This is a genomic window from Streptomyces sp. BPTC-684 (genome assembly GCF_030028635.1).
Taxonomy (GTDB): Bacteria; Actinomycetota; Actinomycetes; order Streptomycetales; family Streptomycetaceae; genus Streptomyces; species Streptomyces noboritoensis.
This window is the reverse complement of the sequence record NZ_CP124863.1, coordinates 3,938,762-3,965,012: the sequence shown is the minus strand read 5'-3', so window position 1 is coordinate 3,965,012 and position 26,251 is coordinate 3,938,762. Positions and strand designations below refer to the sequence as shown.

The 26,251-nt window shown below is 71.7% G+C and carries 23 protein-coding genes; 8 read left to right on the top strand and 15 right to left on the bottom strand.

Annotated features, from left to right (window positions below; translation table 11 throughout):
- The first annotated feature begins 92 nt into the window (after window positions 1–92).
- From QIY60_RS17475 to QIY60_RS17460, 4 genes are read left to right on the top strand one after another with little or no spacing between them, the layout of a single operon-like run.
- The gene (locus QIY60_RS17475; protein ID WP_283143288.1) at window positions 93–545 is read left to right on the top strand and encodes a hypothetical protein; all 453 of its coding nucleotides are present in this window, start codon (window positions 93–95) and stop codon (window positions 543–545) included.
- A 36-nt stretch (window positions 546–581) separates the two neighbouring features.
- Window positions 582–1,880 carry a hypothetical protein gene (locus tag QIY60_RS17470; RefSeq protein ID WP_283143287.1) on the top strand — a complete coding sequence of 433 codons (1,299 nt, stop codon included), beginning with the start codon at window positions 582–584 and terminating at the stop codon, window positions 1,878–1,880.
- A gap of 29 nt (window positions 1,881–1,909) precedes the next feature.
- On the top strand, window positions 1,910–2,407 hold the full coding sequence (locus QIY60_RS17465; protein WP_283143286.1) for a hypothetical protein: 498 nt from the start codon (window positions 1,910–1,912) through the stop codon (window positions 2,405–2,407).
- Window positions 2,408–2,409: 2 nt separating this feature from the next.
- Window positions 2,410–2,946 carry a hypothetical protein gene (locus QIY60_RS17460; RefSeq protein ID WP_283143285.1) on the top strand — a complete coding sequence of 179 codons (537 nt, stop codon included), beginning with the start codon at window positions 2,410–2,412 and terminating at the stop codon, window positions 2,944–2,946.
- Between the two features lie 52 nt (window positions 2,947–2,998).
- On the opposite strand, the gene QIY60_RS17455 is transcribed toward QIY60_RS17460, so the two are convergent.
- The 6 genes from QIY60_RS17455 to QIY60_RS17430 form a co-directional block, all read right to left on the bottom strand.
- Window positions 2,999–5,326: a xanthine dehydrogenase family protein molybdopterin-binding subunit gene (locus QIY60_RS17455; RefSeq protein ID WP_283143284.1), complete on the bottom strand. Its 2,328-nt coding sequence runs from the start codon at window positions 5,324–5,326 to the stop codon at window positions 2,999–3,001.
- The gene (locus QIY60_RS17450) at window positions 5,323–7,110 is read right to left on the bottom strand and encodes a 2Fe-2S iron-sulfur cluster-binding protein (protein ID WP_283143283.1); all 1,788 of its coding nucleotides are present in this window, start codon (window positions 7,108–7,110) and stop codon (window positions 5,323–5,325) included. Before QIY60_RS17450 ends, QIY60_RS17455 begins: the two co-directional genes overlap by 4 nt.
- Window positions 7,107–8,006: an FAD binding domain-containing protein gene (locus QIY60_RS17445; RefSeq protein ID WP_283143282.1), complete on the bottom strand. Its 900-nt coding sequence runs from the start codon at window positions 8,004–8,006 to the stop codon at window positions 7,107–7,109. Before QIY60_RS17445 ends, QIY60_RS17450 begins: the two co-directional genes overlap by 4 nt.
- A 282-nt stretch (window positions 8,007–8,288) precedes the next feature.
- Window positions 8,289–9,926 (bottom strand): beta-N-acetylhexosaminidase, encoded by a 1,638-nt coding sequence (locus QIY60_RS17440; protein WP_283143281.1) that lies wholly within the window; start codon window positions 9,924–9,926, stop codon window positions 8,289–8,291.
- A 190-nt stretch (window positions 9,927–10,116) separates the two neighbouring features.
- Entirely contained in the window at window positions 10,117–10,407 is a 291-nt protein-coding gene (locus QIY60_RS17435; protein WP_283143280.1) for a DUF3039 domain-containing protein, read from the bottom strand.
- 30 nt (window positions 10,408–10,437) lie between these two features.
- Window positions 10,438–10,998 (bottom strand): YqgE/AlgH family protein, encoded by a 561-nt coding sequence (locus tag QIY60_RS17430; protein ID WP_283143279.1) that lies wholly within the window; start codon window positions 10,996–10,998, stop codon window positions 10,438–10,440.
- Window positions 10,999–11,229: 231 nt separating this feature from the next.
- Here QIY60_RS17430 and murA point away from each other — a divergent pair, with 231 nt between their 5' ends.
- Window positions 11,230–12,570, top strand: coding sequence for a UDP-N-acetylglucosamine 1-carboxyvinyltransferase (gene murA, locus QIY60_RS17425; protein ID WP_283143278.1), 1,341 nt, complete (start codon window positions 11,230–11,232; stop codon window positions 12,568–12,570).
- A gap of 359 nt (window positions 12,571–12,929) precedes the next feature.
- On the opposite strand, the gene QIY60_RS17420 is transcribed toward murA, so the two are convergent.
- From QIY60_RS17420 to QIY60_RS17395, 6 genes are all read right to left on the bottom strand, one after another.
- Window positions 12,930–13,211, bottom strand: a complete 282-nt coding sequence (locus QIY60_RS17420; protein WP_067159632.1) for an HU family DNA-binding protein — start codon at window positions 13,209–13,211, stop codon at window positions 12,930–12,932.
- A 371-nt stretch (window positions 13,212–13,582) separates the two neighbouring features.
- The gene (locus QIY60_RS17415; protein WP_283143277.1) at window positions 13,583–14,998 is read right to left on the bottom strand and encodes an NAD-dependent malic enzyme; all 1,416 of its coding nucleotides are present in this window, start codon (window positions 14,996–14,998) and stop codon (window positions 13,583–13,585) included.
- A gap of 390 nt (window positions 14,999–15,388) precedes the next feature.
- Window positions 15,389–17,800 (bottom strand): UvrD-helicase domain-containing protein, encoded by a 2,412-nt coding sequence (locus QIY60_RS17410; protein WP_283143276.1) that lies wholly within the window; start codon window positions 17,798–17,800, stop codon window positions 15,389–15,391.
- Between the two features lie 105 nt (window positions 17,801–17,905).
- The gene (locus QIY60_RS17405; protein WP_283143275.1) at window positions 17,906–18,664 is read right to left on the bottom strand and encodes a zf-HC2 domain-containing protein; all 759 of its coding nucleotides are present in this window, start codon (window positions 18,662–18,664) and stop codon (window positions 17,906–17,908) included.
- Window positions 18,661–19,224, bottom strand: coding sequence for a sigma-70 family RNA polymerase sigma factor (locus QIY60_RS17400; protein ID WP_101388525.1), 564 nt, complete (start codon window positions 19,222–19,224; stop codon window positions 18,661–18,663). Before QIY60_RS17400 ends, QIY60_RS17405 begins: the two co-directional genes overlap by 4 nt.
- A gap of 127 nt (window positions 19,225–19,351) precedes the next feature.
- The gene (locus QIY60_RS17395) at window positions 19,352–19,918 is read right to left on the bottom strand and encodes an ABATE domain-containing protein (RefSeq protein ID WP_283143274.1); all 567 of its coding nucleotides are present in this window, start codon (window positions 19,916–19,918) and stop codon (window positions 19,352–19,354) included.
- Window positions 19,919–20,066: 148 nt separating this feature from the next.
- On the opposite strand from QIY60_RS17395, the gene QIY60_RS17390 reads away from it, so the two are divergent.
- Together QIY60_RS17390 and QIY60_RS17385 are read left to right on the top strand one after the other, a co-directional pair.
- A complete protein-coding gene (locus tag QIY60_RS17390) occupies window positions 20,067–20,306 on the top strand; it encodes a hypothetical protein (RefSeq protein WP_283143273.1) in 240 nt (79 codons plus the stop codon).
- Complete coding sequence (locus QIY60_RS17385) at window positions 20,303–20,698, top strand: type II toxin-antitoxin system VapC family toxin (protein ID WP_283143272.1); 396 nt, start codon at window positions 20,303–20,305, stop codon at window positions 20,696–20,698. Before QIY60_RS17390 ends, QIY60_RS17385 begins: the two co-directional genes overlap by 4 nt.
- Window positions 20,699–20,716: 18 nt before the next feature.
- Here QIY60_RS17385 and QIY60_RS17380 read toward each other — a convergent pair whose 3' ends face one another.
- Entirely contained in the window at window positions 20,717–21,856 is a 1,140-nt protein-coding gene (locus tag QIY60_RS17380) for a uroporphyrinogen-III synthase (RefSeq protein ID WP_283143271.1), read from the bottom strand.
- A gap of 135 nt (window positions 21,857–21,991) precedes the next feature.
- Window positions 21,992–23,323: a nitrate/nitrite transporter gene (locus QIY60_RS17375; RefSeq protein WP_283143270.1), complete on the bottom strand. Its 1,332-nt coding sequence runs from the start codon at window positions 23,321–23,323 to the stop codon at window positions 21,992–21,994.
- A 346-nt stretch (window positions 23,324–23,669) separates the two neighbouring features.
- Here QIY60_RS17375 and QIY60_RS17370 point away from each other — a divergent pair, with 346 nt between their 5' ends.
- Window positions 23,670–24,875, top strand: a complete 1,206-nt coding sequence (locus QIY60_RS17370) for a helix-turn-helix transcriptional regulator (protein WP_283143269.1) — start codon at window positions 23,670–23,672, stop codon at window positions 24,873–24,875.
- Window positions 24,876–25,929: 1,054 nt separating this feature from the next.
- Here the strand turns inward: QIY60_RS17370 and QIY60_RS17365 are convergent.
- A complete protein-coding gene (locus tag QIY60_RS17365) occupies window positions 25,930–26,187 on the bottom strand; it encodes a hypothetical protein (RefSeq protein ID WP_283143268.1) in 258 nt (85 codons plus the stop codon).
- Window positions 26,188–26,251 lie beyond the last annotated feature (64 nt).

Sequence of the window (26,251 nt, the reverse complement as noted above, 5' to 3'; positions counted from 1 at the left end):
ACGTTTTTCGGCCGCGCACTGATTTGCGCTTGTGTAGGCCCACCGCGCCCTCGTTAGGGTCGTTCACAGGTGAAGGCGGGCGGGGAGGGGCAGTGGGGTTCGACGAGGAGTGGGCGGCCGGCAAAGCGGCTGCTCAGGAGTCGGCGAGTACGCGGCTGAACAAGGCGGACGACGGGCCGCTGGGCGGTGGCGGGGGCGGCGACAAGGACCTGAACTCCAGTTCCGCGCGGAAGAAAGCCGCGGCGAACGACATCGAGACCGATTTCGAGCCGGGCACGAAGAAGGCCGGTGGCTGGGCCGAGGAGACCACGGGCACCGCCGCGAAGACCTTCGACGGCTGGGCCACCGCCGCCGGGCTGAACAAGGCCCAGGAGACCTGGGGGAACCAGGCCGAAGCCCTGATGGGGCGGCTGGCCGCGGAGAAAGCCGCGCTGCGCGGCACCAACAGCCTCTTCGTCACGAACGACCAGGCTGTCGGCGACCGGATGGGTGGGCTGTCCCGGCTGTACCAGCTCTCCAAGCCGCCGCAGACACCTCACAACTGACGTCACGGGGACACGTTGCTGACGTACAAAATGGTCATGAAGGTCGACTTCTCGCAGCTGAACACCGCTGCCGACAAGTGGGACGAGATGGCGGGCGAGCTCAAGAAGCTGGAGGACCGCTACCGGGACCGGATCCAGAACGTCAGCCTGGACGGCACCTGGACCGGGCAGGCCTCTCTGTACTCGCGGCCGAACTTCGCCACGACCCGCCACGAGTACGCCTCGGCCCAGGTGGAGGCCAAGGCCATCGCCTCCCTGCTGCGCGACGCGTACGCCCACTTCATCGACCTGAAGAAGAAAGTCGAGCACGCCCGCCAGGACGCCATCGACGCCGGGATGAAGGTCTCCGATGCCGGTGTCGCCGGCATCGACTTCAGCAAGCTCTCCACGGCCGAGGCCAACGCCATCCGCCACGACCCGGATTCGAAGACCATCGAAGCGTCGTGGACCAAGCACATCGACGACGCCGTCGTGGCCGTCGACGAGGCGGACCAGGCGCTGAAGGCAGCCCTGGAGGCCGCAGTGGTCGACACCGACTTCAGCGACGGCACCCTGAACGGCTTCAACGGGCACGCCGAGGGCGACCTGGCAAAGGCCGGGGCTGCGAAGACATCCCAGACCGGCACGAGAACCGACGGGTGGACCGCCGACGGCAAGGCCACGGCGACCGGGCCCGGGGTCGGCGCTTCCGCCTCCGGCCCCAAGTACGGCAAGGAAGGCTCGGCCAAGGCGTATGCCGACCTCGGCCATGCGACCGCGAAGGGATCACTGGCCAACGGAGAGTGGAAGCTTTCCGGGATAGCCGACATCTACGGGGGAGCCAGAGCCACCGCGAACTACGGATTCAGCAACAAGGGCGTCGTCAGCAAGGCCGAGGCGTCCGCCGGGATGCGGGCCTTGGCGGAGGGGCGAGCGGAATACGGGGATCTCGGTGGCGTCTACGGGCGGGCCGAGGGGTTCGCTGGTGCCGAGGTCGGATTCAACGCCAAAGCGACCAAGGACGAGGTGACGGTCGGCGCGAAGGCGTTCGCCGGAAGGAAGGGCAGCGTTGCCGGGGGTGTGGAGTTCGCCGGGATCGGCATCGGCGGGACGGCCGAGGCGGGCGCCGGCGTCGGCGCGGAGGCATGGTGGGGCGTTAAGAAGGACGAGAACGGCGCGTGGCACCTCGGCGGTGACGCATTCATTTCCGACGTCGTGGGCGCGGGAGGGGGAGTCGAGATCACCTTCGATCCGCATAAGTTCGGCAAAGCCGTCGGTGGCGCGGCTGACGCGGTGGGCGGTGCGGTCGGCGGCATCACCGGCTCCGTGAAGCACACCGTCAGCAACTGGTTCTGATCTACTTCGCTTTGGAAGGAGGGCCTGAAATGCCCACGACACTCCCTGTGCCGATCGAGTTCCGGCTGCCCGAGGGCTGGCTCCCGGCCCGCCCTGAGGGGACGGACAGCCCCGGAGTGGCCTTTGCCGCGGTGTATCCGCAGCCGGATGCCGGATTCGCCGCCAACATCACCATTGACGGTGAGTTCCCACCGGGTGAGGCGACACTGGTCGAGCTGGCTGACGAGTCGGTGGAGCGCCTGCGCGAGGGCGCCGAGTCGGTGGTGGTGATCGACCGTCGCGAGGTCGGCTCCCCAGACGTGCCCGCCCTGACCCAGCGGGTGACTTTCTCGGCCGTCGCCAAAGAAACGCGCCGCGACCTCGTCCAGTCACAGGTGTACCTGTCCGTCGTGGACGTCGAGGATCCGCGCAAGCGTGCGGTGATCAGACTTGCTCTGACCGCCACCGCGGCCCAGCACGACGAAGTCCTGGGAGACTTCCAGGACTTCATCCGCACCGTTCGCCCGGACACTGGGGCGGGGGAATAGCGATGGGTGGTCTTCAGGAACGTTGGGCCCGGTTTCGGGACTGGCGGACTGGCACCAAGTACCCCGAGAGCGGCGTCGCATCGCTGTCCACCATGGAGGTCCGGGCCGCGCTGCTCGCGATCAACGGCTCGGACAAGCCGTACCGGGTGCGCAACGCTCTCCCTGCCGAGAAAGCCGACCTGGTGGCGGAATGGCATGCCCTGGAGCCTGCCTGGGGTTCCGGCCTCTCCCGTAGACAAGTCGAGCGGACTCTCAAAACCCGGATGCGCCTGGACCCGTCAAAACACGAGGTGCTGGTCTGCGACGAACTGCGGGAGGTGACGCGGGCCGGAAATCCACCCGGGCGGATCGTGTCCCGCAAGCACGGCCGTGGGCCCCGGATCCACATGGTTTCCTGGCGTGGGCACTACGAGCGGGGACCTGACGGCCGTAAGCAGCGGGTCGAGGAATTCCGTTTCGACTCGCGGAACATGCGGGATCCCTTGCAGAATGCGATCCTCAGCGCGGGATGGACCTGGCGGGGAGTGTCCAAGTTGTGACCGGCCGGTGAGACACGGGGCGCGCGAAGCACCCTGCGGCCATCTCTGACCCTCAGACCGTCCCCGTCACCACCGCAGCCTGAGGCCGAATCGGCAACCGGTTCACCGGCCGCCCCGTAGCCGCCCGTACCGCCGACGCCACCGCCGCAGGCGACGTCACCACCGGGACCGCGCTCGCCGCCTTCGCGCCGAAGGGGGCCACCACGTCGCGCTCCTCGACCAGTTTGACGATGCGGATGTCGGGGGCGTCCAGGGCCGTGGGGAGGGCGTAGCCCGTCAGGTCGGGGTGGCGGACCAGGCCGCGGGCCGTGCGGAGGTTCTCCGTCAGTGCCGCGCCGACCCCCTGCGTCACGCCCGCCTCGATGCGGGCCGCCAGCTGGCCGGGGTTCAGGACCCGGCCCACGTCCTGGGCGACCGCCAGTTCCACCACCCGTACCGAGCCCAGTTCGATGTCCACGTCCACCACCGCGCGGATCGCGCAGAAGGCCAGGCCCACGAACGCGTCGCCCTGGCCCGTCTCGTCCAGGGGCTCGGTGGGGTGCGGGCGGCACTGGGCCGTGGCCCAGAGCTCCTTGCCGTCCATCGCCTCGGTGACCGTCGTGGAGAGGACTCCGTCGTACGACGTGATCTTGCCGTCGGCGATCTGGAGCAGCTCCGTGGACATGCCGAATTTGTGCGCCAAGGGCTGGAGCAGCTGTGTGCGGACCATTTTTGCCGCTCGTTCCACCGCTCCGCCCGACACCCATGTGTGGCGGCCGTGCGACGCCGGGCCCGCGGGGGGCTGGTCCGTGTCGACCGGGGCCACGTGGACCTCCTCGATGCCCAGCGTCTCCTGGACGATCTGGCGGGCCAGCGTCGTGAAGCCCTGGCCCGTGTCCACCGCCGCGCAGATCACCGTCGCCACGCCGTCCTGCACCTTGACCGTGGCCGTCGACACCTCGTCCGTGCCCTCGGCGCCCAGCATGTGCACCATGCCCAGCGCGTAGCCCACGCCCCGGCGCACCGCGCCCGGCTCGCCCGCGCCCTCCGGGCCGCCCGGCAGCAGCCAGTCGTCCTCGGGGTCGTCCTTGGGGAGGGTCGGGAGGGGGAAGTCCCGTACGGAAGTGAGGAGTTCGGCCACGGGAGCCGGGCACGTCACCGTCTGGCCGGTGGGCAGCAGGTCGCCCGTCGCCAGTACGTTGCGCAGGCGCAGCTCCGCCGGGTCCAGGCCCAGTTTGGCCGCCAGTTTGTCCATCTGGCCCTCGTAGGCCGCGCACACCTGCATCGCGCCCTCGCCCCGGACGTGGCCGGAGGGCGGGTTGTTCGTACGGACCGCCCAGCCCTCGACGAAGGCGTGCGGGACGACGTACGGACCGCAGGCGAAGGCCACCGCCGCCGCCAGGGATTCGGACGAGGCCTCCGCGTACGCGCCCGCGTCCAGCAGGATCTGCGCCTCCACCTTCACCAGGCGGCCCTCCGCGTCCGCGTGGTGGCGGTAGCGCAGCAGCGTCGGGTGGCGGTGGGCGTGGCCCAGGAACGACTCCTCGCGGGTCGCCGTCAGCTTCACCGGGCAGCCCGTCCGCAGCGCGAGCAGGCCCAGCGGGAGCTGGAAGCCGGAGTCCTCGCGGTCGCCGGTGGCGCCGGGGACGCCGGTGACGACCACCTTCACGCGCTCCGGGTCCAGGCCGAAGCACGCCGCCGCGAGGTCGCGGTCGGCGTGCGGGTCGGTGGACGCGGTGTAGATCTCCACGCCGCCGTCGGGGCGCGGCACCGCGAGCCCCGCCTCGGCGCCGATCGGGGCCGGGTCCTGGCGGCCGATCCGGTACAGGCCCTCCACCACGACCTCGCCGGTCACGTCCGGGTCGCCGTACTGGAGCGGGATGTGGCGGATCAAGTTGCCGTCGGGGTGCAGGGGTTCGGCCGCGAACGCCTTCTCGGGGTCGGTGACCGGCTCAAGGAGCTCGTACTCGACCGCGATCGCCGCCGCCGCCAGGCGGGCCGTGTCGGGGTGGTCGGCGGCCACCGCCGCGATCGGCTCGCCGTGGTGGCGTACGACGTCGGCGGCGAAGACCGGGCGGTCCGCGACGCCCCGGCCGTGCGCGGCGTCCCCGGGCACGTCGGCGTGGGTCACCACGGCCCGTACGCCCGGCATGTCGACCGCCGCCGAGGTGTCGATCGAGACGATGCGGGCCGACGCGTGCGGCGAGCGCAGCACGGCCGCCCACAGCAGGCCCTCGGCCCACAGGTCGGAGGCGTACGGGAAGGTGCCCTCGGCCTTGGCGCGCGCGTCGGCGGGGCGGAGCGAGGCGCCGAGCCCGTGGCCGGGCAGGGGCGGCTGCTCCGGGCCTGTGCCCGCCCCGTCGACCGCCGCGGTCGTCGCGGTGGCTGCGTCGTTGGTCACGCCATGCCTCCGTCGTGCGTGTGCGGGGGCTGGACGCCGCCCGCGCCGGGCCCTGCCTGATGCGGAATGCGGGCTGCTTCCTCGGCGATCACGGCCGTCGGGTGCCCGGACGGCTCGTGCGCGGCGGCCGTCTGCGCCTCGCGCCCGGCCACCACCTCGCGTACGGCGTCGAGCACGCCCCGGTAGCCGGAGCAGCGGCAGAGGTTGCCGCAGAGCGCCTGCCGGGTCTCCAGCTCGGTCGGCGCGTGGTTGCCTTCGAGCAGGTCGTGGACGGTCATGGCCATGCCCGGGATGCAGAAGCCGCACTGCACGGCCCCGCACCCGGCGAGTGCGCGCTGCACGTCGGAGGGTTCGCCGTCGACCGCGAGGCCTTCGACCGTACGCACCTCGGATCCTGCGGTGGTGGCCGCGGGCACCAGGCAGGAGGCGACCAGACGGCCGTCGACCTGCACGTTGCACGCGCCGCACTCGCCCTGCGAGCAGCCGTCCTTGGCCCCGGCGAGGCCGAGCCGCTCGCGCAGCACGTAGAGCAGCGACTCACCGACCCACGCCTCGGTGACGGGCCGGTCGGTGCCGTTGACGCGCAGGACGTAGGAGGCACGGGGGTGCTCCAGGTCGGCGGCGGGCGGCAGAACCGGCTCCGGCTCGGGGGCGGGGAGGGGGGGCGATACGAGATCGGGCTCGGGCTCGGGGTCCGGTGCCGCTTCCGGTACGGGTTCCGGGGCGGGCTCCGGCTCCGGGAGCGGCTGGGCCTGCACCGCGTGGACGGGCTCGGGCTCGGGCAGCGGCTCGGGCTCGGGGGCGGGCGCCTGCGCACCGGCCTCCTCCGCACCCGGCAGGTCCTCATCGGCCGCGTCCGCGCCGGTCGCGTCCGTCGCGTCCGCCTCGGCCCGCACGTCCTCGCGCGGCTCCTCCCGTACGTCCGTGGCCAGCGCGGCCGACCAGGGCGCGGGCGCGCCGCCGGGCAGGGTCGCGCCGGGGCCCGGCGGGTTCCACGACAGGACCGGCTCCGGGCGTACGGGCGCGGGGGCCGGGAAGTCCACGGGCGCCGGGGCGTCCACCGGGGCGGCGAACTCGGCGGGCGCCGAGAGGTCGAGGGACGCCTGGTGGCGGGCTTCCGCGGCCGCCTGGTGCACCTGGTGCGCCTGTGCGGCGAAGTCCTCCACGCGCGCGTCGGCGGCCTCCGACTCCACAGCGGGCTCGGGCTCGGGCTGCGGCTGCTCCGTCGCCCAGGGCGCGGGCGCGCCGCCGGGCAGGGTCGCCGGAGGCGTCGTACCCCACTGCTCGATGAGCGAGGAGGTGCTGAATTCACCCGATTCGTCCGGCAGTTCGCCGTCGGCGACCGGAATCGTCCACTGGCCGGTCAGCGCGGAGTCGTCCGAAAAGTTCCACTGGCCGGTGGCGTGCCGGTCCCGCAGCGCGTCGCCCAGCGGGTCCGGCTCGGGCTGCGGGGGCGCGGGCACGGCGGACGCGTCGGGCCACTGCACCGACCGCACCTGGCTCTCGCCCCGGTCCGGCTCGGGCAGCGGTCCCGGGATCGTCCAGGCGCCGGTCGCGGCCGGGTCGGTCGCGGCGGCGGGCGTCAACGGCACGATCATCGGCGGCACATAGCCCTGGCCCGGCGCGGCCAGCGGGTCGCCGCCGAGCAGCGCGTCCAGGTCCGCGGGCAGCTGGACGAAGGCGGTCGCGCCGTCGTCGTACTCGCCGCCCTGCGGGACCGGCTGCCAGCCGCCCGTCCCGCGCGCGCGGTTGTCGCCGTAGTCGGCGTCGTGGTTGTCGCTCACGACAGCGCCCTCCCCAGTGCTCGTCGGGCCAGCGCGGCGACCGTGCGCCGCAGGTGCAGTACGGCGGGCGACAGCGCGGGGGGCTCCGTGCCGTCGGCCGCCGGTTGCGGGTCCGGGATGCAGGCGGCGGCCACGTACTCGCCGAAGGCGTTGAGCGCCTCCGGGGCGAGCGCCGCCCGCTCGCCGTCCCAGTCGATCAGTGAGGCGATCCAGCGCTCGGCCTCCAGGGGCCGCAGCGGCATCGGCGCGATCGCGCCCACCGCGCAGCGCACCCCGCGCCGGGCCGGGTCCAGGACGACGGCGACCGAGGCGGTGGCGCGGCCGGGGCCGGTGCGGCCGGTCGCCTTGAGGAAGACCTGGGGGGCGTGCAGCAGGGGCACGCGGACGTGGCCGATGAGTTCGGCGGGGGCGAGCATCTCGCGCCCGGCCAGCAGGTGCGAGACCGGGATCTCCCGGCGTGCGCCCTCGGGACCGGCGATGACCAGGGTGGCTTCGAGCGCGGCGAGCACGGGCAGCGCGTCGCCGGTGGGCGCGGCCGAGGCGATGTTGCCGCCGAGGGTGCCCGCGTTGCGGATCTGCGGGGGGCCGGCGGCGCGCGCGGCGGCCGCGAGCGCCGGGATGAGCGCCGCGAAGTCCGGGCGCCCCATCCGCGCGTGCGTCAGCCCCGCGCCGAGGAGCGCGTGGCCGTCCTGGTACTGCCAGCCGCGGATCTCGTTGATCCGGCCGAGTCCGACGAGGCCGGCCGGGCGCAGCAGGCCCCGGTTCACCGCCGCCATCAGATCGGTGCCGCCCGCGACGGGCACGGCGGCGGGCATGGCGGCGAGCGCCGCCACGGCCTCGTCGAGCGAGACCGGCAGTGTCACCGACTGCGCCGCCTGCGGTGCGTGCGTGGTCAACCCAGCTGCCCCTTCCCGGTGTCCCGGCCGTCCCGACTGTCCCGCCAGTGTGTGCCTCTGTGCGTGGCCGTACCGTACGTGCTCACAGCCCGGACGTGGCAACTCTGGCACATCTTCCGAGCCGCCCGACGCGAGGGTCCGCGAAGGACAGATCCGTCCCCGACCAGGGGAATGGTCCGGATTCACGGTTGTTGTACGACTTATCCGCGCGGGACGGGGCGGGACGGCCACCGATCACGGTTCCAGGGTCCCGGGCGGCGGGACCCCGTCTTGCGCCCCGGCTCACACGTTTGGGGGCGACCCGTCGATCGGGCGTCCGAGCACTCCCGGGCGCTTTTGCCAGGGCAACGGGCCGCCGGGGGGCCGGTAGGCGACGCCGAGGGCGTCAAGTCGGGGGTAGTGCGAGCGCATTCGCCGCTCGAAATCGGCGAAGTCGCGCGCGGCGGGGGCGGGCAGCGCCGACCACGCCACCTCCGCGAACGCCGCGAGCCGGGGGAACACCTGGTAGTCCACGCGCGTCTGGTCCTGCATCACCTCGGTCCAGACATTGGCCTGAGTGCCCAGCACGTGCCGCGCCTCGGCCTCGGTCAGCTGGGGCGGCACGGGCTCGAAGCGGTAGACGTCCTCCAGGGTCCTTACGTAGCCGATGGGCATCGGCTCGTCGGGCCCGGGTGCCTGCCGGTGGTCCAAGTAGACCTGCTGCTCGGGGCACATGACGACGTCGTGGCCCGCCCGCGCGGCCTCGATGCCGCCCGCGTAGCCGCGCCAGGAGGAGACGGCCGCGCCGGGCGCGAGCCCGCCCTCCAGGATCTCGTCCCAGCCGATGAGGCGGCGGCCCCGGTCGGCCAGCCAGCGGTCGAAGTGGCGGATGAACCACGACTGGAGCTCGTCCTCACCGGCGAGCCCCAGTTCCTTGATGCGGGCCTGGGCGGCCGGGGACGCCTTCCACTGGTCCTTGGGGCACTCGTCGCCGCCGATGTGGACGAACGGCGACGTCGCGTCGGGGAAGAGTTCGAGGATCTCCTCCAGCACTCCCTCGTAGAAGCGGAGGGCGTTGTCAGTGGGGGCGAGTACGTTCGGATTGACGCCCCAGGTGTCCCAGACGGAGAGGCGGGTCGTGTCGATGACGTCGGTGTTGCCCAGTTCCGGGTATGCGGCGATGGCCGCCTGCGAGTGGCCCGGGATGTCGATTTCCGGAACCACGGAGATATGCCGCTCGGCGGCGTACGCGACGATCTCGCGGATGTCGTCCTGGGTGTAGAAACCGCCGTGCGGCGTCTCGTCCCACAACTCCGACGCGCGGTGGCCGTACTTGGTCCGCGAGCGCCAGGCGCCGACCTCCGTCAGCCTCGGGAAGCGCTTGATCTCGACGCGCCAGCCCTGGTCGTCGGTGAGGTGGAAGTGGAAGACGTTGAGCTTGTGCGCGGCGAGCAGATCGAGGTAGCGCAGCACCCCGTCCTTGGGCATGAAGTGGCGTGAAACGTCCAGCATCAGACCGCGCCAGGCGAACCGGGGCGCGTCCTCGATCACCTGCTGCGTGATGCCGCGCCAGGCGCCGGGATCCGGACACGCCTTGCGGTACGCGTCGGGGCCGAGCAGCTGACGCAGCGTCTGCGCGCCCCAGAAGACGCCTGCGGCACTGCCGCCGACGATCTCGACGCGCTGGGTGACGCTGAGGCGGTACGCCTCGGGAGCGAGGGCGGAGTCGATACGGAGGGCGATGGCGCCCGGGGTGCCCGCCTCCCCCTCCGGCAGCGGGCGCCCGAGGGCGGCGCCGACGGTGGACCGCAGCCAGCGGGCGACGCCTTCGGTGCCGGGTCCGGCGGCGAGCGCCGTGTCCGGGCCGAGGACGAAGGCACAGCGCCAGGGGCCGTCGACGGAGACCGGCGCGGGTATGAGGTCCGCAGAAGTCATGGCCATGCGCCACACGGTAACCCCGGTTCGACGTCGTCTGCGGACCGTCTGTGGCTGGTCGCGCAGTTCCCCGCGCCCCTAAAAGCGCCCCTCCGGGCCGCCCAGGGGATTGCCGCGCAGCGGCACTTAAGGGGCGCGGGGAACTGCGCGACCAGCCCCCACCGGCCCGCAGACGAATCACCGCGCCCGCAGAGGACTACTTGTCCTTGCCGCCCTTGCCCTTGTCCTTGTCCCCGCCCGCGCCCATGGACTCGTAGATCTCCTTGCACATGGGGCAGACCGGGTACTTCTTCGGGTCGCGGCCCGGCACCCAGACCTTGCCGCAGAGCGCGACGACGGGGGTCCCGTCGAGCGCGCTCGCCATGATCTTGTCCTTCTGGACGTAGTGGGCGAAGCGCTCGTGGTCGCCGTCGCCGTTCGACACCTGCGGCGTCGGCTCTACGAGGGTCCCCGTACCTGCCCCGCGCTCGGGCTCAAGAGTGCTCATAAGTTCCTAGCGTACTGAAGCGCGGCGGCATCAGTTCAGCGAAGGGTCGTCCGGGTACGTCGCCACCATCGCCAGTTCGCTGCGCTGGCGGCGCAGCACCGCCCGCCACAGGGACTCCGGCTCCGGGGACGAGACGTCGCCCGGCTCTGACTCCACCACGTACCAGGCCCCGTCGCTCAGCTCGGCCTCCAGCTGGCCCGGGCCCCAGCCCGAGTACCCGGCGAAGATCCGCAGCGAGCCCAGGGCCGCGGCGAGCAGCTCCGGGGGCGCCTCCAGGTCGACCAGCCCTATCGCCCCGTACACCCGGCGCCAGCCGAGCGGACCCTCGTCGCCCGGGATGACGGCGACGCCGAGCGCGGAGTCCAGGGAGACCGGGCCGCCCTGGAAGACCACCCCGGGCTCACCGGCCAGGGACGCCCACGGCTCCAGGATGTCGCCGACGCCCACCGGGGTCGGACGGTTGAGGACCACACCGAGCGAGCCCTCCTCGTCGTGGTCGAGGAGCAGCACCACCGCGCGGTCGAAGTTCGGATCCGCGAGGGCGGGAGTGGCGACGAGCAGCCGCCCTGTGAGCGAGGACACCTCGGTCATGCGGACATGATCCCGCATCTTCGCCTCCGAGGGGGAGCGCACGGCAGCAATGGGGCGCACCGGGTCCGGACCACGGCCCCCGTGGTGACCCTCTGCCGAACTCTCCTCAGCGGAGCGTGTTGTGGCGAATTCATTACGGTTGCGAACCCCCCTTGGCCTTACAGGACATGGGTAGAAGCCCCTTACCCTTTTCTCTGGCCCCCTGCCCGACGATTCCGGAACGCGAGATTCATGACCGGCACAGACGATGTACTGCTTGTCCACGGCGGAACCCCGCTGGAGGGCGAGATCCGCGTCCGCGGCGCGAAGAACCTCGTGCCGAAGGCGATGGTCGCCGCCCTGCTCGGCAGCGGTCCGAGCCGGCTGCGCAATGTGCCCGACATCCGTGACGTGCGCGTCGTACGCGGCCTGCTGCAGCTGCACGGGGTGACGGTCCGCCCCGGCGAGGAGCCCGGCGAGCTGATCCTCGACCCGTCGCACGTCGAAAGCGCGAACGTCGCCGACATCGACGCGCACGCGGGTTCGTCGCGCATCCCGATCCTGCTCTGCGGCCCGCTGCTGCACCGCCTCGGCCACGCCTTCATCCCGGGCCTGGGCGGCTGCGACATCGGCGGCCGGCCGATCGACTTCCACTTCGAGGTGCTGCGGCAGTTCGGCGCGACCATCGAGAAGCGCGCGGACGGCCAGTACCTGGAGGCCCCGCAGCGGCTGCGCGGCACCAAGATCCGGCTGCCGTACCCGTCGGTGGGCGCGACCGAGCAGGTCCTGCTGACGGCCGTGCTGGCCGAGGGTGTGACCGAGCTCTCCAACGCGGCCGTGGAGCCCGAGATCGAGGACCTCATCTGCGTACTGCAGAAGATGGGCGCGATCATCGCCATGGACACGGACCGGACGATCCGGATCACCGGTGTCGACAAGCTCGGCGGGTACACCCACCGCGCCCTCTCGGACCGGCTGGAGGCCGCCTCCTGGGCGTCCGCGGCGCTGGCGACCGAGGGCAACATCTACGTCCGCGGCGCGCAGCAGCGGTCGATGATGACCTTCCTGAACACGTACCGGAAGGTCGGCGGCGCCTTCGAGATCGACGACGAGGGCATCCGCTTCTGGCACCCCGGCGGCTCGCTCAAGTCCATCGCCCTCGAAACGGACGTGCACCCCGGCTTCCAGACCGACTGGCAGCAGCCGCTGGTCGTGGCGCTGACGCAGGCCACGGGCCTGTCGATCGTCCACGAGACGGTGTACGAGTCGCGGCTCGGCTTCACGTCGGCGCTCAACCAGATGGGCGCGCACATCCAGCTGTACCGGGAGTGCCTGGGCGGCTCGGACTGCCGCTTCGGGCAGCGCAACTTCCTGCACTCCGCGGTCGTGAGCGGGCCCACGAAGCTCCAGGGCGCCGATCTGGTGATCCCGGACCTCCGGGGCGGGTTCTCTTACCTGATCGCCGCGCTGGCGGCGCAGGGGACGTCCCGGGTCCACGGGATCGACCTGATCAACCGGGGCTACGAGAACTTCATGGAGAAGCTGGTGGAGCTGGGAGCGAAGGTGGAGCTCCCGAACGGTGCGCTGAGCTGACCGGAGAAGCCCCCACCCCGCCCCTTCCCTAAACCCTCCGGGGGTGGGAGGGGGCGGAGGTGTTTCCCGGGGGCTGCGCCCCCGGACCCCGTCGCGGGGCCTGCGGCCCCTGCACCCCGCTTCGGGGCTCCGCCCCGGACCCCGCTCGCCTGCGGACCGTGCTGGGTTGCTCGCGCAGTTCCCCGCGCCCCTAGTGGGCGCCCCGAAGGGGCGCATTTAAGGGGCGCGGGGAACTGCGCGACCAGCCACAGACGGTCCGCAGACACACACCGGGCCCCGCGCAAGCCAAAGGGTGGCCACCCCCCTCCACGGGGGTGGCCACCCTTCGTCTTTCAGCTAAGCGGCCTGCAAAGGGGCGCTTACTTGCCCTTCGCGGCTTCCTTGAGCTTCGAGCCCGCGGAGACCTTCACGCTGAAACCGGCCGGGATGTCGATCGGGTCGCCGGTCTGCGGGTTGCGAGCGGTACGAGCGGCACGGTGGGTGCGCTCGAAGGTCAGGAAGCCGGGGATGGTGACCTTCTCGTCGCCCTTGGCGACGACCTCGCCGACCGTCTCGGCGAGAGCGGCCAGAACGGCGTCGGCGTCCTTGCGGGTCACCTCGGCGCGGTCGGCCAGCGCGGCCACCAGCTCACTGCGGTTCATGTTCTTACTCCCGTGTTCTTCTTGCCTGTGGGGCGTGCCACGCGGCGGAAGCCGCATGTTGGGTACAGCGAAGCCGATGCTGCCAGGGCCCTCGGACAGTCCCCGGACCCGGGTCCGTGTCGGACCCTCGCGCCCGGTTACGCATCCTGCCCCCACCTGTGGCGGGAAAGCCAATCCGGCACCCTCCGGAGTCACACGAAAAGCGCCACAGCCCCGTCGTGGTGACGCTCCGTCGACTCCCTGGAGACTCGCTGGAACCAGCCGGGGCGGATGCGGGTGCCGCCACCCTACGGGCGGCCCCACAGCCCCGCATCCCGCGACGCGCCGGGCGCCGGGCGGACGTGGGGCCGGTCACAGCCCCGTACGACCCCTCAGAGGGCGGCCTGCGCCGCCGTCCGCACCGCGCCCGCCACCGCGCCCGCGACCTTGTCGTTGAAGACCGACGGGATGATGTAGTTCGGGTTCAGCTCGTCCTCGGTCACCACGTTCGCGAGCGCGCTCGCGGCGGCCAGCATCATGTCGGTGTTGACCGTGCGCGACTGGGCGTCCAGGAGGCCGCGGAAGACGCCCGGGAAGACCAGCACGTTGTTGATCTGGTTCGGGAAGTCCGAGCGGCCGGTGGCCACCACGGCGGCGCTCTGGCGCGCGACGGCCGGGTCGACCTCGGGGTCGGGGTTCGCGAGCGCGAAGACGATGGCGCCCTCGGCCATCGCGGCCACGTCGTCGCCGTTCAGGACGTTGGGGGCGGAGACGCCGATGAAGACGTCCGCGCCGACCACGGCCTCGCGCAGCGACCCGGTGAGGCCCTCCGGGTTGGTGTTGTCGGCGATCCAGCGCAGCGCCGCCATGTCGGAGTCCGCGTCGGCCCCGGCCAGGTCCGCGCGGCCCGCGTGGACGACGCCCTGGATGTCGGCGACGACCGCGTTCTTCACGCCGGCCGCGAGGAGCAGCTTGAGGATGGCCGTACCGGCCGCGCCCGCGCCGGACATGACGACCCGTACGTCACCGATGCCCTTGCCGACCACGCGCAGCGCGTTGGTCAGCGCGGCGAGCACCACGATCGCGGTGCCGTGCTGGTCGTCGTGGAAGACGGGGATGTCCAGGGCCTCGCGCAGCCGGGCCTCGATCTCGAAGCAGCGCGGCGCGGAGATGTCCTCCAGGTTGATGCCCGCGAAGCCGGGGGCGATCGCCTTGACGATCGCGACGATCTCGTCGGTGTCCTGGGTGTCCAGGCAGAGCGGCCAGGCGTCGATGCCCGCGAACCGCTTGAAGAGGGCCGCCTTGCCCTCCATGACCGGCAGCGCGGCCTTGGGGCCGATGTTGCCGAGGCCGAGGACGGCCGAGCCGTCGGTGACGACCGCGACGGAGTTGCGCTTGATGGTGAGGCGACGGGCGTCCTCGGGGTTCTCGGCGATCGCCATGCACACCCGGGCGACACCCGGGGTGTAGATCATCGAGAGGTCGTCACGGTTGCGGATGGGGTGCTTCGACTGCATCTCGATCTTGCCGCCGAGGTGCATCAGGAACGTACGGTCGGAGACCTTGCCGAGGGTGACGCCCTCGATCCCGCGCAGCTTCTCGACGATCTCGTCGGCGTGCGAGGTGGAGGTGGCCGCGATGGTGACGTCGATCCGGAGCTTCTCGTGGCCGGAGGCGGTCACGTCGAGGCCGGTGACCGAACCGCCGGAGGACTCCACGGCCGTGGTGAGCTGGGAGACCGCCGTTCCGCTGGCGGGCACCTCCAGCCGGACCGTCATCGAGTACGAGACGCTGGGCGCCGTTGCCATGACCGGGTTCCTCTGCTTTCCCTAGCTTCATTGCTAGCGCGCCCGGGCTGTTGCCGGGCAACGCCATCCGATGTTCGCACCTACCGGCGGGTAGCCGGTAACGCGCCAATCATTCTGGAAAACAGTTTCCACCATACGAGAGATGATCGGTCGGCGGAAGCCCTCAAAACGACGACAGGCCCACGTCATCCGCAGATGACGTGGGCCTGTCGCTCACGCTGAGACACCGACCCGCCATGCTCGCCTCGCGGCAAGTGGTCGCTCGAAGCGACTAAGGTTGGGCCCGGGGGCTTGGATCGAGCCGGTGCCGTACCCAGGCTAACAAACCACCCCGGCAAGTGATTCAAGCATCGCGAGTTGACTCCCGCGTATTTTCCCGTTTCTCCGCGTTCAGTCCCGCAGCAGGTCGGGTACCCCGTCCGCGTCCGGCTCGTCGCGCTCGCCGGAGACCACGGTGAGCTGCTGGGTCGCCCGGGTGAGCGCCACGTACAGCACGCGCAGCCCGGCGGGCGACTCGTCGGCGATCTCCGCCGGGGAGACCACCACCGTGGCGTCGTACTCCAGACCCTTCGCCTCCAGGCTGCCGAGCGCCACCACGCGCTCGCCGAGCCCGGCCAGCCAGCGCGCCGCCTGCTCGCGCCGCCGCATGGCGACGACCACGCCGACCGTGCCGTCGACCTGGTCGAGGAGGCGGGCCGCCTCCTCCCGTACGGACTCGGCGAGGTCCTTCCCGGCCACACTGAAGCGCGGCTCGACGCCCGTGGAGCGGACCGCCGCCGGGGACTTCATGCCCGGCATCGCCAACGACAGCACCCGCGCGGCCAGTTCGGCGATCTCGGCCGGGTTGCGGTAGTTCACGGTCAGCTCGAAGCGGCGGCGAGGGCGGGAGCCCAGCGCCTCGTCGCGCGCGGCGGCCGCCTCGTCCGGGTCGGACCAGGACGACTGGGCCGGGTCCCCGACGACCGTCCAGGTGGCCGTGCGGCCCCGGCGGCCGACCATGCGCCACTGCATCGGCGTGAGGTCCTGCGCCTCGTCGACGATGACGTGCGCGTACTCGGTGCGTTCCTGTGCCAGCCGCTCCGCGCGCTCGCGCTGGGTCTCCTCGCGGTGCGGCATCAGCTCCTCCAGGCCCGTGAGCGCGTCCAGCGGGTCGTACTCGCGCTTCTTGCGGGGCCTGGCCGGAGTGCCGAGCAGCGTCTCCAGCTCGTCCAGGAGCGCCACGTCGTGCACCGACAGGGGCCCGTGGCCGGTGGCGTCGAGCCGGGAGAGCGAACGGGCGAGCCGCCGGGTCTCGCCGGGCGTCAGGACGCGCCGGGCCCAGCGGCCCAGGCGCCGCTCGTCGCCCATCGCCGCGAGCACCCCGCGCGGGGTGAGCTCGGGCCACCAGGCGTCCAGGAACGCGATGAAGCTGTCCTCGGAGGTGATGTCGTCGTCGAACGAGGAGCGCAGCTCGGCGGCGAGCTCCGGGTCCGTGTGCCGCCCGGCCGAACCCGATCTGCTCCACAGGGCGTCCAGGAGCAGCTTGCGGGCGCGCGGGCGCAGCAGGTTGACGGGTGCGGTGCCGCCGAGCACGGCGTGCCGGATCCGCCGCAGCTCCTCGGCCTCCAGCTCGATGCGCCGCCCGAAGGCGACGACACGGAGCCGGGTGGGGGTCACCGCGGCCTGTTCGGCCACCGCCTCGTCTTCCTCGCCGAAGGAGAGCTGTCCGGTTTCCTGCGGTGCCCGGGCCGGGGCGCCCCGCCGGGTCCTGCCGCGCGCCGGGTCCGCCGTCTCCAGGGCCCCGCGCGCCGCCTTGCGCAGCACCTGGAGCATCCGGGAGGAGCCCTTGATCCTGGCGACCGCCGGCTCGTCGTACGCGGTGGCCTCGGCGCCGTCGACCAGGTTGCCGACCGCGCGGATCGCCACCTGCCCCTCCTCGCCGAGCGAGGGCAGGACGCCTTCGGTGTACGCCACGAGCAGCGGGGTCGGCGAGACGATCAGGATGCCGCCCGCGTACCGGCGGCGGTCCTGGTAGAGCAGGTACGCGGCGCGGTGCAGCGCGACGGCGGTCTTGCCGGTGCCGGGGCCGCCCTCCACGTAGGTGACGGACGCGGCGGGCGCCCGGATCACCAGGTCCTGCTCGGCCTGGATGGAGGCGACGATGTCCCGCATGGTGTGGCTGCGGGCCTGGCCGAGCGCGGCCATCAGCGCGCCGTCGCCGATCACCGGCAGCTCGGCGCCGTCCAGCGTCGCGGTGAGCTCCGGGCGCATCAGGTCGTCCTCGACCCCGAGCACCTTGCGGCCCTTGGAGCGGATGACGCGGCGGCGCACCACCCGGCCCGGGTCGACGGGCGTGGAGCGGTAGAACGGCGCGGCGGCGGGCGCGCGCCAGTCGATGACCAGCGGCGCGTAGTCCGAGTCCAGAACGCCGATACGGCCGATGTGAAGCGTTTCGGCGATCTCGGCGTACTTGCCGCCCCCGTCCTCGCGTACGGCCCCCTCGGCGGGCTCCACGGCCGTGTAGGCCCCGTCGGGGCCCTTCTTGCCGTCCTTGCCGAGCAGCAGGTCGATCCGGCCGAAGAGGAAGTCCTCGAATTCGTTGTTGAGGCGGTTGAGGTGGATCCCGGCCCGGAAGACCTGGGCGTCCCGTTCCGCCAGCGCTCCGGGCGTTCCCACCTGGCCGCGCTGGGCGGCGTCGTTCATCAGGAACTCCGCCTCGTGGATCTTCTCCTCAAGGCGGCGGTACACCTTGTCCAGGTGTTCCTGTTCGACTCCGATCTCACGGTCTCTGACCGAGTCGACAGCGGCTTCCTGCGCGGCCACCGAGGCCCCCTTCTGACGTGCATTGGGCAGCCGTCAACCGTACGCGAAGGGGGCCGGTCTGTCAGGCGGTGACCGGCCGGTGATCGGCCGGAGATCACCTGCCGGTCAGGCCGGGACGTCCACCAGCGCCTTGCCGTCGAGGGTCCGGACCTCGAAATGATCAATCTGGTCCCGGTTCATGGCGGTACCGCCGTGGACGTACAGCGGGTACTCCGCCTCCTTGTGCGGGCTGTCCTCGATCCCGTACCCCCACTTGGGCACCGCCCAGGTGGTGACGGTCTCCTGCTCGCCGTCCTTGCCGACCGCGATGAGGCTGCACTTGAGCGGCCCCTTCACGTTCTTCAGCTGGAGGACGGTGTGGGTGCCCCAGCCCTTCTTCTCGGTGCCGACGGTCGCGCTGACGCCGGTCGTCGCGTCGGTCGCCGCCACCTTCTGGGTCATGTGGTGGAAGAAGGCGTCCTCGGCGGGGCTGGTCGAGTGCGGCTCGGCGGGCGCGGCCTGGTTCGTGCCGCCGTCGGAGGTCGCCACCACGGCGATCGCCGGACCGCCGATGATCAGCGCGGCGGCGGCCGCCACCAGGTACGTGGTGCGGCGCCTGCGCTTGGCGCGCTGCACCGCCACCTCGTCGATGAGCCGCTCGCTCATGCTCGGCGGGGCCGGGCGCAGCGGGCGGTCGGCGGGGCCGGGGAACTCCTTCAGGGTGGCCAGGAGCGGCTCCATGCCGCCGAGCTGGTCGAGCTCGGCCGCGCACAGGTCGCAGCCCGCCAGATGCGCCTCGAAGGCGGTGGCCTCGGCGTCGTCGAGGATGCCGAGCGCGTACGCCGCGACCGCCTCGTGCTCGGACTGGTACTCCGGCGTGGTCATGCCGTCACCCCCCGTTCCTCCAACGCGAGTTTCATGGAGCGCAGGGCGTAGAAGACACGGGACCTGACGGTCCCGCTCGGTACGCCCAGCACCTCGGCCGCTTCATTGACCGTACGTCCTTTGAAGTACGTCTCGACCAGCGCCTCGCGGTGTGCGGGCGTCAGGTCGTCCAGTGCGTCCGAGAGCGTCATCAGCCACAGCGCCTTGTCGATCTCGTCCTCCGCGGGCATGACCTCCAGCGGCGACGGATCGACCTCCTGCGGCCGGGCCTGCCGGCTGCGGTGGCCGTCGATGACGATGCGCCGTGCGACCGTCACCAGCCAGGGGCGGACCGAACCGGTCGCTCTGTTGAGCTGACCGGCGTTCTTCCAGGCACGGATGAGCGTCTCCTGCACGACGTCCTCGGCCCGCTGGCGGTCGCCGGCGACGAGGCGGAGCACATACGCGAGCAGCGGTCCCGCGTGCTCGCGGTAAAGCGCTCGCATCAGCTCCTCGTCGGGAACGGAGCGGTGGCGGGCGCCTTGCGGACGGTCATCGGCCACGGCGGCATCCTTGCGCACCAGAACCTCCCGGTCGAGACCCTGCCGGCGCGCGGGTCGCGTACCGGCTCATCCCTCCATACGGGCGGTTGTCCTGAACCATTCAAATCAGCGCGGGATTTTTGTTTACGGAGTGTCCGCGGCGTCTTCACAAGGCGGCGGCCGCCGTGCGCCTGCGGTGGCGGGCCACCCGTTCCCGGTTGCCGCACACCTCGCTGGAGCACCAGCGGCGGCGGCGCCCGCGCGAGGTGTCCAGATAGAGCCGGAAGCAGTTGTCGCCCTCGCACTGGCGCAGCCGGGACCGGTCCTGCGGGTCGGTGAGCAGCTCCACCGCGTCCCGGGCGACCACGGCGAGCAGCGCGGTGCAGTCGGGGGCGCCGCTGAGGGTGCGCACGAGCCGTCCGTCGGCGCCCCGGATCGCACGTACGCCCGGGGGTGCGGCGGCGGCCAGGGCATTGACCCGCTCCAGGGCCGCGGCGGCCGCGCCGCCCCGCCCGCCGAGCTCGGCGTGGACCAATTGCCCGATGTGGTCGCGCAGTTCGGCGAACCGGACCAGCCACTCGCCGTCGGCCCCCGGCAGCGGGGTGCCGGCCGGCACCAGCCCGGCGCCGACGAGCCACTGCCCGAGCCGCCCGGCGCTGTCGAGCTGATCGCTGTCGTACGCCCCGGTCGCCACCAGATCCAGACAGATCCGCCCGGAGTCGAACCGCAACATGCGCCACCGCCTTGGGGGTTACCGGTGAGTGCCGTGCCTCCAGAGTGCCCGCCCCGGGGCGGCGCCGGAAGCCCTCCTGCCGGGGCGGCGGGCACGGAGCGGCCCGGGTGCGGTCGACAGCGACCCGGTCGACATGCATAATGCATGCATGGTGGCACTGCAGATCCGGGACGTTCCGGAAGAGGTCCGCGCCATACTGGCCGATCGGGCCGCGCAGCAGGGCAAGTCACTTCAGGCGTACCTGCTGTCGCTGGTCACCGCGGAGGCCGAGCGGGCCAACAACCTGGCGCTGCTGCGGACCTTCGAAGACCGGTCCGACGGGACCGGCGGCTCGATGGCCGCGACGGTGGCGGAGATCGAGGCTGCCAGGTCGGAGCGCGCCTGGTGATCGTCGTCGATGCCTCCGTGCTCACGGAGGCCCTCACCGGCGACGGGACCGCCGGCAAAGCCGCCCGCGCGCGGCTGATGCGGGACACGCACTGGGCCGCGCCGGAGCACCTCGCCGTCGAGACGTTCCATGCTGTCCGCGGGCGGCTGCTCGGGCAGAAGATCACCCCCGAGCGCGCGGACGCCGCCGTGGCGGCCCTGGCCCGCGTCGCCCTGGAGACCGTGGCGGTCCAGCCGCTCGTGCGCCGCATGTGGGAACTGCGGCAGAACGTGTCCGGCTATGACGCCGCGTACATCGCGGCGGCCGAGGCGTTCGGCTGCCCACTCATCACCGGCGACGCGCGACTCGGCCGCTGCGGCGCCGCACGGTGTCAGATCGAGGTCATCGGCTGAGCCCCTCAGCCGGCCCGCTCAGCCGTCGGCGTACTTCGCGTCCGACCCCGGGTCAAGCGCCAGCCGGTAGCCGCGCTTGACCACGGTCTGGATGAGCTTGGGGGCGCCCAGGGCGGTGCGCAGCCGGGTCATCGCGGTCTCCACGGCGTGCTCGTCCGTGCCCGAGCCCGGCAGGGCCCGCAGCAGGTCGGCGCGGGAGACCACCCAGCCGGGGCGGGCGGCGAGGGTGCGAAGGAGCGACATCCCGGCGGGCGGGACGGGCCGCAGCTCGCCGTCGACCAGGACCGCGTGGCCGCGGATCTCCACCCGGCGCCCGGCGATCGGCAGCGCCCGCGCCCGGGCGGGCAGTTCGCAGCAGAGCAGCTGGACCAGCGGCCCGAGCCGGAACCGCTCGGGCGCCACCGTCTTGATCCCGCGCGCCTGCAGCGGCAGCGCGGTGACCGGCCCGACGCAGGCGGCCAGCACATCGCGGTCGAGCGCCCGCAGCAGCTCGTCGAGCATCCCGCGCTCCTCGGCGCGGGAGAACAGGGACGCGGCGGCGGGGGCGCTGGTGAAGGTCACCGCGTCGAGTCCGCGCGCCACGGTGAGGTCGAGCAGCCGGTCGAGCGGGCCGAGGTCCTCGGGCGGCAGCCACCGGTAGACGGGCACCCCGACGACCTGCGCGCCGCCGGCCCGCAGCGCCTCCACGAAGCCGGGCAGCGGTTCGCCGTGCAGCTGGACGGCTATCCGGCGGCCCTCGACGCCCTGCTCCAGGAGCCGGTCCAGGACCTCCGCCATCGAGTCGGACGAGGGCGACCACTCCTCGGTGAGCCCGGCCGCCCGTATCGCGCCCTTCGCCTTCGGCCCGCGCGCGAGCAGCTCGGTGTCGCCGAGCCGGGCGAGCAGCGACTCGCCGAGCCCCCAGCCGTCGGCGGCCTCCACCCAGCCGCGGAAGCCGATCGCGGTGGTGGCCACGACGATGTGCGGCGGTTCGTCGATCAGCTCCTTGGTGGCCGAGAGCAGCTCGCTGTCGTTGGCGAGCGGCACGATCCGCAGGGCGGGCCCCTGCACCACGGCGGCGCCGCGTCGCTGAAGCAGCGCCCCCAGCTCTTCGGCGCGGCGGGCGGCGGTGACCCCGACCGTGAACCCGGCGAGGGGTCCGTGCTGTGTGTCGACCATGGCTCTCCAACCGGGGTGCTGCGGCGGTTCGCACCGAGCCTGTCAACCCCGCGTGACAGGCCCGGTTCGCGCGCGTGTCCCCGGTGTTACGGCGAGGACGGCCGCGGCGCGCTCCCTGTGTCCTATTAGACCTCGTCAGACCTCGGCGTATACGGGCTCGGACGGTGCGGTCGCGGCGGTCGGACGGCGAAGGTACACCGCCCAAGTGGCCGTGAAACAGACCCCGTAGAAGAGGAGGAAGGAGACGAAGGCGGCGGTTCCGGTGCCGTTGCTCAGGAACGACTGGCGGAAGGCGAGGTTGATCCCGAGCCCGCCGAGCGCGCCGACGGCGCCGATCAGCCCCATCGCGGCCCCGGACAGCCGCCGCCCGTACGCCGCCGCGGCCTCCCCCGCCATGCCCTTGGACACGGCCCTGGCCTGGAAGATCGCCGGGATCATCTTGTACGTGGAACCGTTGCCGAGCCCGCTGAGCACGAAGAGCGAGATGAACCCGACGAGGAAGACACCGAGCGACTTCTGCACGGACGCGAAGATCACGACGCTGGTGGCCAGGGCCATGGCGGCGAACGTCCACAGCGTGATCCGCGCGCCCCCGAGCCGGTCGGCGAGCGCCCCGCCCACGGGCCGGATCAGCGAGCCGAGCAGCGGCCCGATGAAGGTGAGCGAGGCGGCCTGGAGCGGGGTGCGCCCGAACTGGGTCTGCAGGACGAGCCCGAAGGCGAAGCTGTACCCGATGAACGACCCGAAGGTCCCGATGTACAGCAGCGACATGATCCACGTATGCCGGTCGCGCACGGCCTCCAGGGCGGCCCCGGTGTCGTTCTTCACGGGCACGAGGTTGTCCATCTTCAGGGCGGCGCCGATGGCGGCGGCGACGATGAGCGGCACGTACACACCGAGCACGATGCGCGGATGGGTGGCCCCGGCGGTCCCGATGACGAGCAGCCCGATGAGCTGCACGACGGGCACGCCGATGTTGCCCCCGCCGGCGTTGAGCCCGAGCGCCCACCCCTTCTTCCGCAGCGGGAAGAAGGAATTGATGTTGGTCATGGAGGAGGCGAAGTTCCCACCCCCGATGCCGGCGAGGGCGGCGACGAGCATGAAGGTGGTGTACGAGGTGCCGGGCTCCATCACGACATACGCGACGGCGGTCGGGACGAGCAGCGACAAGGCACTGAAAATGGTCCAGTTCCGGCCACCGAACCTGGCGACGGCGAAGGTGTACGGGATCCGCACGAGCGCCCCGACGAAGGTCGCCATCGAGATCAGGAAGAACTTCCCCGCCGGGTCGACGTGGTACTTGGGCCCCATGAACAGCACCATCACCGACCACATGGTCCAGATGGAGAACCCGATGTGCTCGGAGAACACGGAGAACCACAGGTTCCGCCGGGCGATCCGCTCCCCGCTCCGCTCCCAGAAGACCTCGTCCTCGGGATCCCACTCCTCGATCCAACGGCCGTTCATTGACGCCTCCCCGATCGACGGGCCCTGCTGACTGTGTGCTGACTGTTTCCGGACACCGACGGTAGGGAGGCCGGGTTTCACCCCCGTGCCGCCGCGTGACCGCCGGGCAACCTTGTGTTCACGGGGGAAGCGATGGTGCGGTGAGGCCCGCCCCCGCGGCTGCGGCGGCAACTCTTCATGGCGGGGCGGGCGGGATGGAACAGGGGGTGTCCGCAGTCGCACAGTGGTGAGGGGTGCACGAGCTGAGGCCGGGGCACGGCCCGCCCTCCGAGGGCCGGGGCCGATCGGCAGTCTTGAGCGGCAGCCAGGAGTAACGTCGGGGTATCGAGATCCGAAGGGTTTCAGGATGCCGTACGCCGACGACAGCACCCCGGACCGCATCGGGCGGCGCATCGCCAGAGCGCGCAGAGCTCGCGGCCTCACCCAACTCCAGCTCGCCCAGCGCATCCCGTGCTCGAAGTCCCTGATCGCTCAGGTCGAGCGGGGCCACAAGCCAGCCACTCCGTCACTCACCGCCGGGGCGGCCCGCGCGCTCGGCGTCCGCCTTGAACAGCTCACCGGCCAGCCGTACGAAGATCCACAACGTGGCCGGGTGCACGCGACGGTTCCGGACATCCAGACGGCCATGCTGTCGTGGGACCTGCCCGAGCAGGACGTGCCGGTCCGCTCCTGTTCCGAGCTGGCCGCCGATGTGACCCGCGCCTCCGCGCTCGGCCGGGCGGGCCGGTACGCCGCCCTCGGCCGGATGCTTCCGCCGCTCCTGGACGAGTTGTCGAGCGCCTGCCACGCGGCCGGCGGGACCGAGCGTGAGCGGCTGTTCGGGCTCTTGGCCGAGGCGTACTCGGGGGTGACGGCGATCGCGTACACCGTGGGCCTGTTCGACCTGCGCTCCCAGGCGATGGACCGGGTGCAGTGGGCGGCCCGGGAGTCCGCCGACCCGCTGCGCTTCGGCCGGACGCAGTGGCAGCGCGCCACGCTGTTCTTCCAGGCAGCCGCGTACGACCGTGGCCTACGGCTCCTGGACCGGGTGCGCCACGACTTGGGCGAGGACGTCGCGCGGATGGACGGGCCCGCGCTCAGCGTGCACGGGGCTGTACACCTGCGCTCGGCCATGTTCGCGGCGCGGGCCGGGAACGCGGGCGAAGCCCACGCTCACCTCGATGCGGCGGCGGATGCGGCCCGCCTCCTCGGCCGCGACGCCAACCACTACGGCCTGGAATTCGGCCCCACGAATGTGGCGATGCATCGGCTGGGGGCAGCGGTGGAACTACACGACGGCCCGGAGGTGGCGCGTCTGACCCGCGAAGTCCGGTTGCCTGCCACGGTGGCTCCCGTGCGAGCAGGCCACTGGTACATGGACGCGGCGAAGGGGTGGCTCGACCACGGCAACCGCGAGAAGGCGCTCACTGCTCTCCAGGCCGCCCGAAGGGTGGCACCGGAGCAGACCCGCAACCACCCGCAGGTACGCGAGACGTTCCTGACCCTGATGCAGCAGGAGCGCCGCACCAAGGAGTCGCTGTCGGGCTTCGCCGCCTGGCTCGGCGTCACGTGACGATGTTTCACAAGCTGTGAAACTCAGGCGCTTCACGTCGCAGGAGCATGTGCCGACGAGAGCCTCCGCGGTCGCGCGACCGAACCGGAGGCGTGGCCATAGCTGACGAGGAGCATCGCCATGTCGCGCCGCACTTCCCGTATGTTCCATCCGCCTGAGCACAGGATCGGCGCGGAGCCGGGTCAGCTCGACGGGGTGCTGGGCTGGTGAACACGACAAGCCATACCGCAGAGGATCTGGCCGGTTCAGGCAAGGGCAAGCCGGTCAGCCTTGGCCTGTGCTGGGTACCAGCGCCGGGCAATCCGGCCCGCAACTGCACACTCGGGGACAGGCACGACGGGCTGCACTTCCACGAGTATTCGAGCACCCGTTGGGACCGTCCGGGCGGTCGGACATGACCGTGCCGGTGAGAGGGGAACCGCGCGTCGCCCTGACCCTCCGGGTGTCGCGGGACAGCGGCCGGATCTGGGGACCACGGCGGGCGATCCCTCTAACCGATTCCCTCGTACCCCTGCTCACCTCCGCGTGGCCGCCATGCCAGTGCCCCCGGTGCGTCCCAACATCACAACGGCGATGAGGTCCGCCCTGTCGATGTGCCGACCACAGCCGTCACCGAGACGTACGGCCCCTCAGCCAGGACCATGAGTCCGAGCAAGCTCGCCCACACCTCACCGCGCTGCTCTGCAAGGTCGGCCTCCGCCGCCTCCGGCACTTGGTCCTTACTCTCCTAGAACAGGGCATCGAACTCGTTGCAATCAAAGAACGCCTTGCGCAAGCGCACTTCGGCGTCACCGCCACCATCCACGTCCGACGCCCCTCCGCTGTGACGCCATTAACGCCGTCGGCACCGAACTCGGCAGCCCGGAGACCACCGAGACAGCCAACGGCGACGGCGCTCAACCGTCCCAGTGCGCAGTCTTCGTCCGCTGGCGTTTCCGTGAACTACTGCGGTCAGCCCGCTCAGAAGCCCTACCAGGGCGCTGACAGGGCTTCAAGTGGCGATATAGAATAGGCACCGGCTCCACCCAGGGGCCACATTTAGAGGGCAATTAGATCACTTCTTGGCAAGCCAAGGCAAAAGGACGGCCGTGAACTCTTCGTCCGTTATCTGTAGCCCTCCCCAACCAAACCCCTCCCACGCTTGTGCACGCTGCAGAACAGGCAACGGAATATCAAAAGCAAGACGAAATGAAGCAATAAATGAAATGACACCAAATCCCGAACCCAGCTTCTCTCTTGAGAGCAATGCGAGCTCCACCACACCCTTCCCTTCAGCGTGAGCCTTTTTCAGTTCGCGCGCGATTTCTTCCATACGATCCATCTCGACTCCAACCTAACATTCTCTAAGCTAAAGAAATTACCGTGGACTGAAGCGG

Excerpts from the sequence above, each read along its gene's own strand:
- QIY60_RS17430 (WP_283143279.1), bottom strand. The coding sequence starts at position 10,998 with ATGACCGAGGTGTCCTCGCTCACAGGGCGGCTGCTCGTCGCCACTCCC.
- QIY60_RS17440 (WP_283143281.1), bottom strand. The coding sequence starts at position 9,926 with ATGGCCATGACTTCTGCGGACCTCATACCCGCGCCGGTCTCCGTCGAC.
- QIY60_RS17395 (WP_283143274.1), bottom strand. The coding sequence starts at position 19,918 with ATGTTGCGGTTCGACTCCGGGCGGATCTGTCTGGATCTGGTGGCGACC.
- QIY60_RS17470 (WP_283143287.1), top strand. The coding sequence starts at position 582 with ATGAAGGTCGACTTCTCGCAGCTGAACACCGCTGCCGACAAGTGGGAC.
- QIY60_RS17390 (WP_283143273.1), top strand. The coding sequence starts at position 20,067 with ATGGTGGCACTGCAGATCCGGGACGTTCCGGAAGAGGTCCGCGCCATA.
- QIY60_RS17405 (WP_283143275.1), bottom strand. The coding sequence starts at position 18,664 with ATGACCACGCCGGAGTACCAGTCCGAGCACGAGGCGGTCGCGGCGTAC.
- QIY60_RS17380 (WP_283143271.1), bottom strand. The coding sequence starts at position 21,856 with ATGGTCGACACACAGCACGGACCCCTCGCCGGGTTCACGGTCGGGGTC.
- QIY60_RS17365 (WP_283143268.1), bottom strand. The coding sequence starts at position 26,187 with ATGGAAGAAATCGCGCGCGAACTGAAAAAGGCTCACGCTGAAGGGAAG.
- QIY60_RS17435 (WP_283143280.1), bottom strand. The coding sequence starts at position 10,407 with ATGAGCACTCTTGAGCCCGAGCGCGGGGCAGGTACGGGGACCCTCGTA.
- QIY60_RS17370 (WP_283143269.1), top strand. The coding sequence starts at position 23,670 with ATGCCGTACGCCGACGACAGCACCCCGGACCGCATCGGGCGGCGCATC.
- QIY60_RS17460 (WP_283143285.1), top strand. The coding sequence starts at position 2,410 with ATGGGTGGTCTTCAGGAACGTTGGGCCCGGTTTCGGGACTGGCGGACT.
- murA (WP_283143278.1), top strand. The coding sequence starts at position 11,230 with ATGACCGGCACAGACGATGTACTGCTTGTCCACGGCGGAACCCCGCTG.
- QIY60_RS17420 (WP_067159632.1), bottom strand. The coding sequence starts at position 13,211 with ATGAACCGCAGTGAGCTGGTGGCCGCGCTGGCCGACCGCGCCGAGGTG.
- QIY60_RS17375 (WP_283143270.1), bottom strand. The coding sequence starts at position 23,323 with ATGAACGGCCGTTGGATCGAGGAGTGGGATCCCGAGGACGAGGTCTTC.
- QIY60_RS17415 (WP_283143277.1), bottom strand. The coding sequence starts at position 14,998 with ATGGCAACGGCGCCCAGCGTCTCGTACTCGATGACGGTCCGGCTGGAG.
- QIY60_RS17465 (WP_283143286.1), top strand. The coding sequence starts at position 1,910 with ATGCCCACGACACTCCCTGTGCCGATCGAGTTCCGGCTGCCCGAGGGC.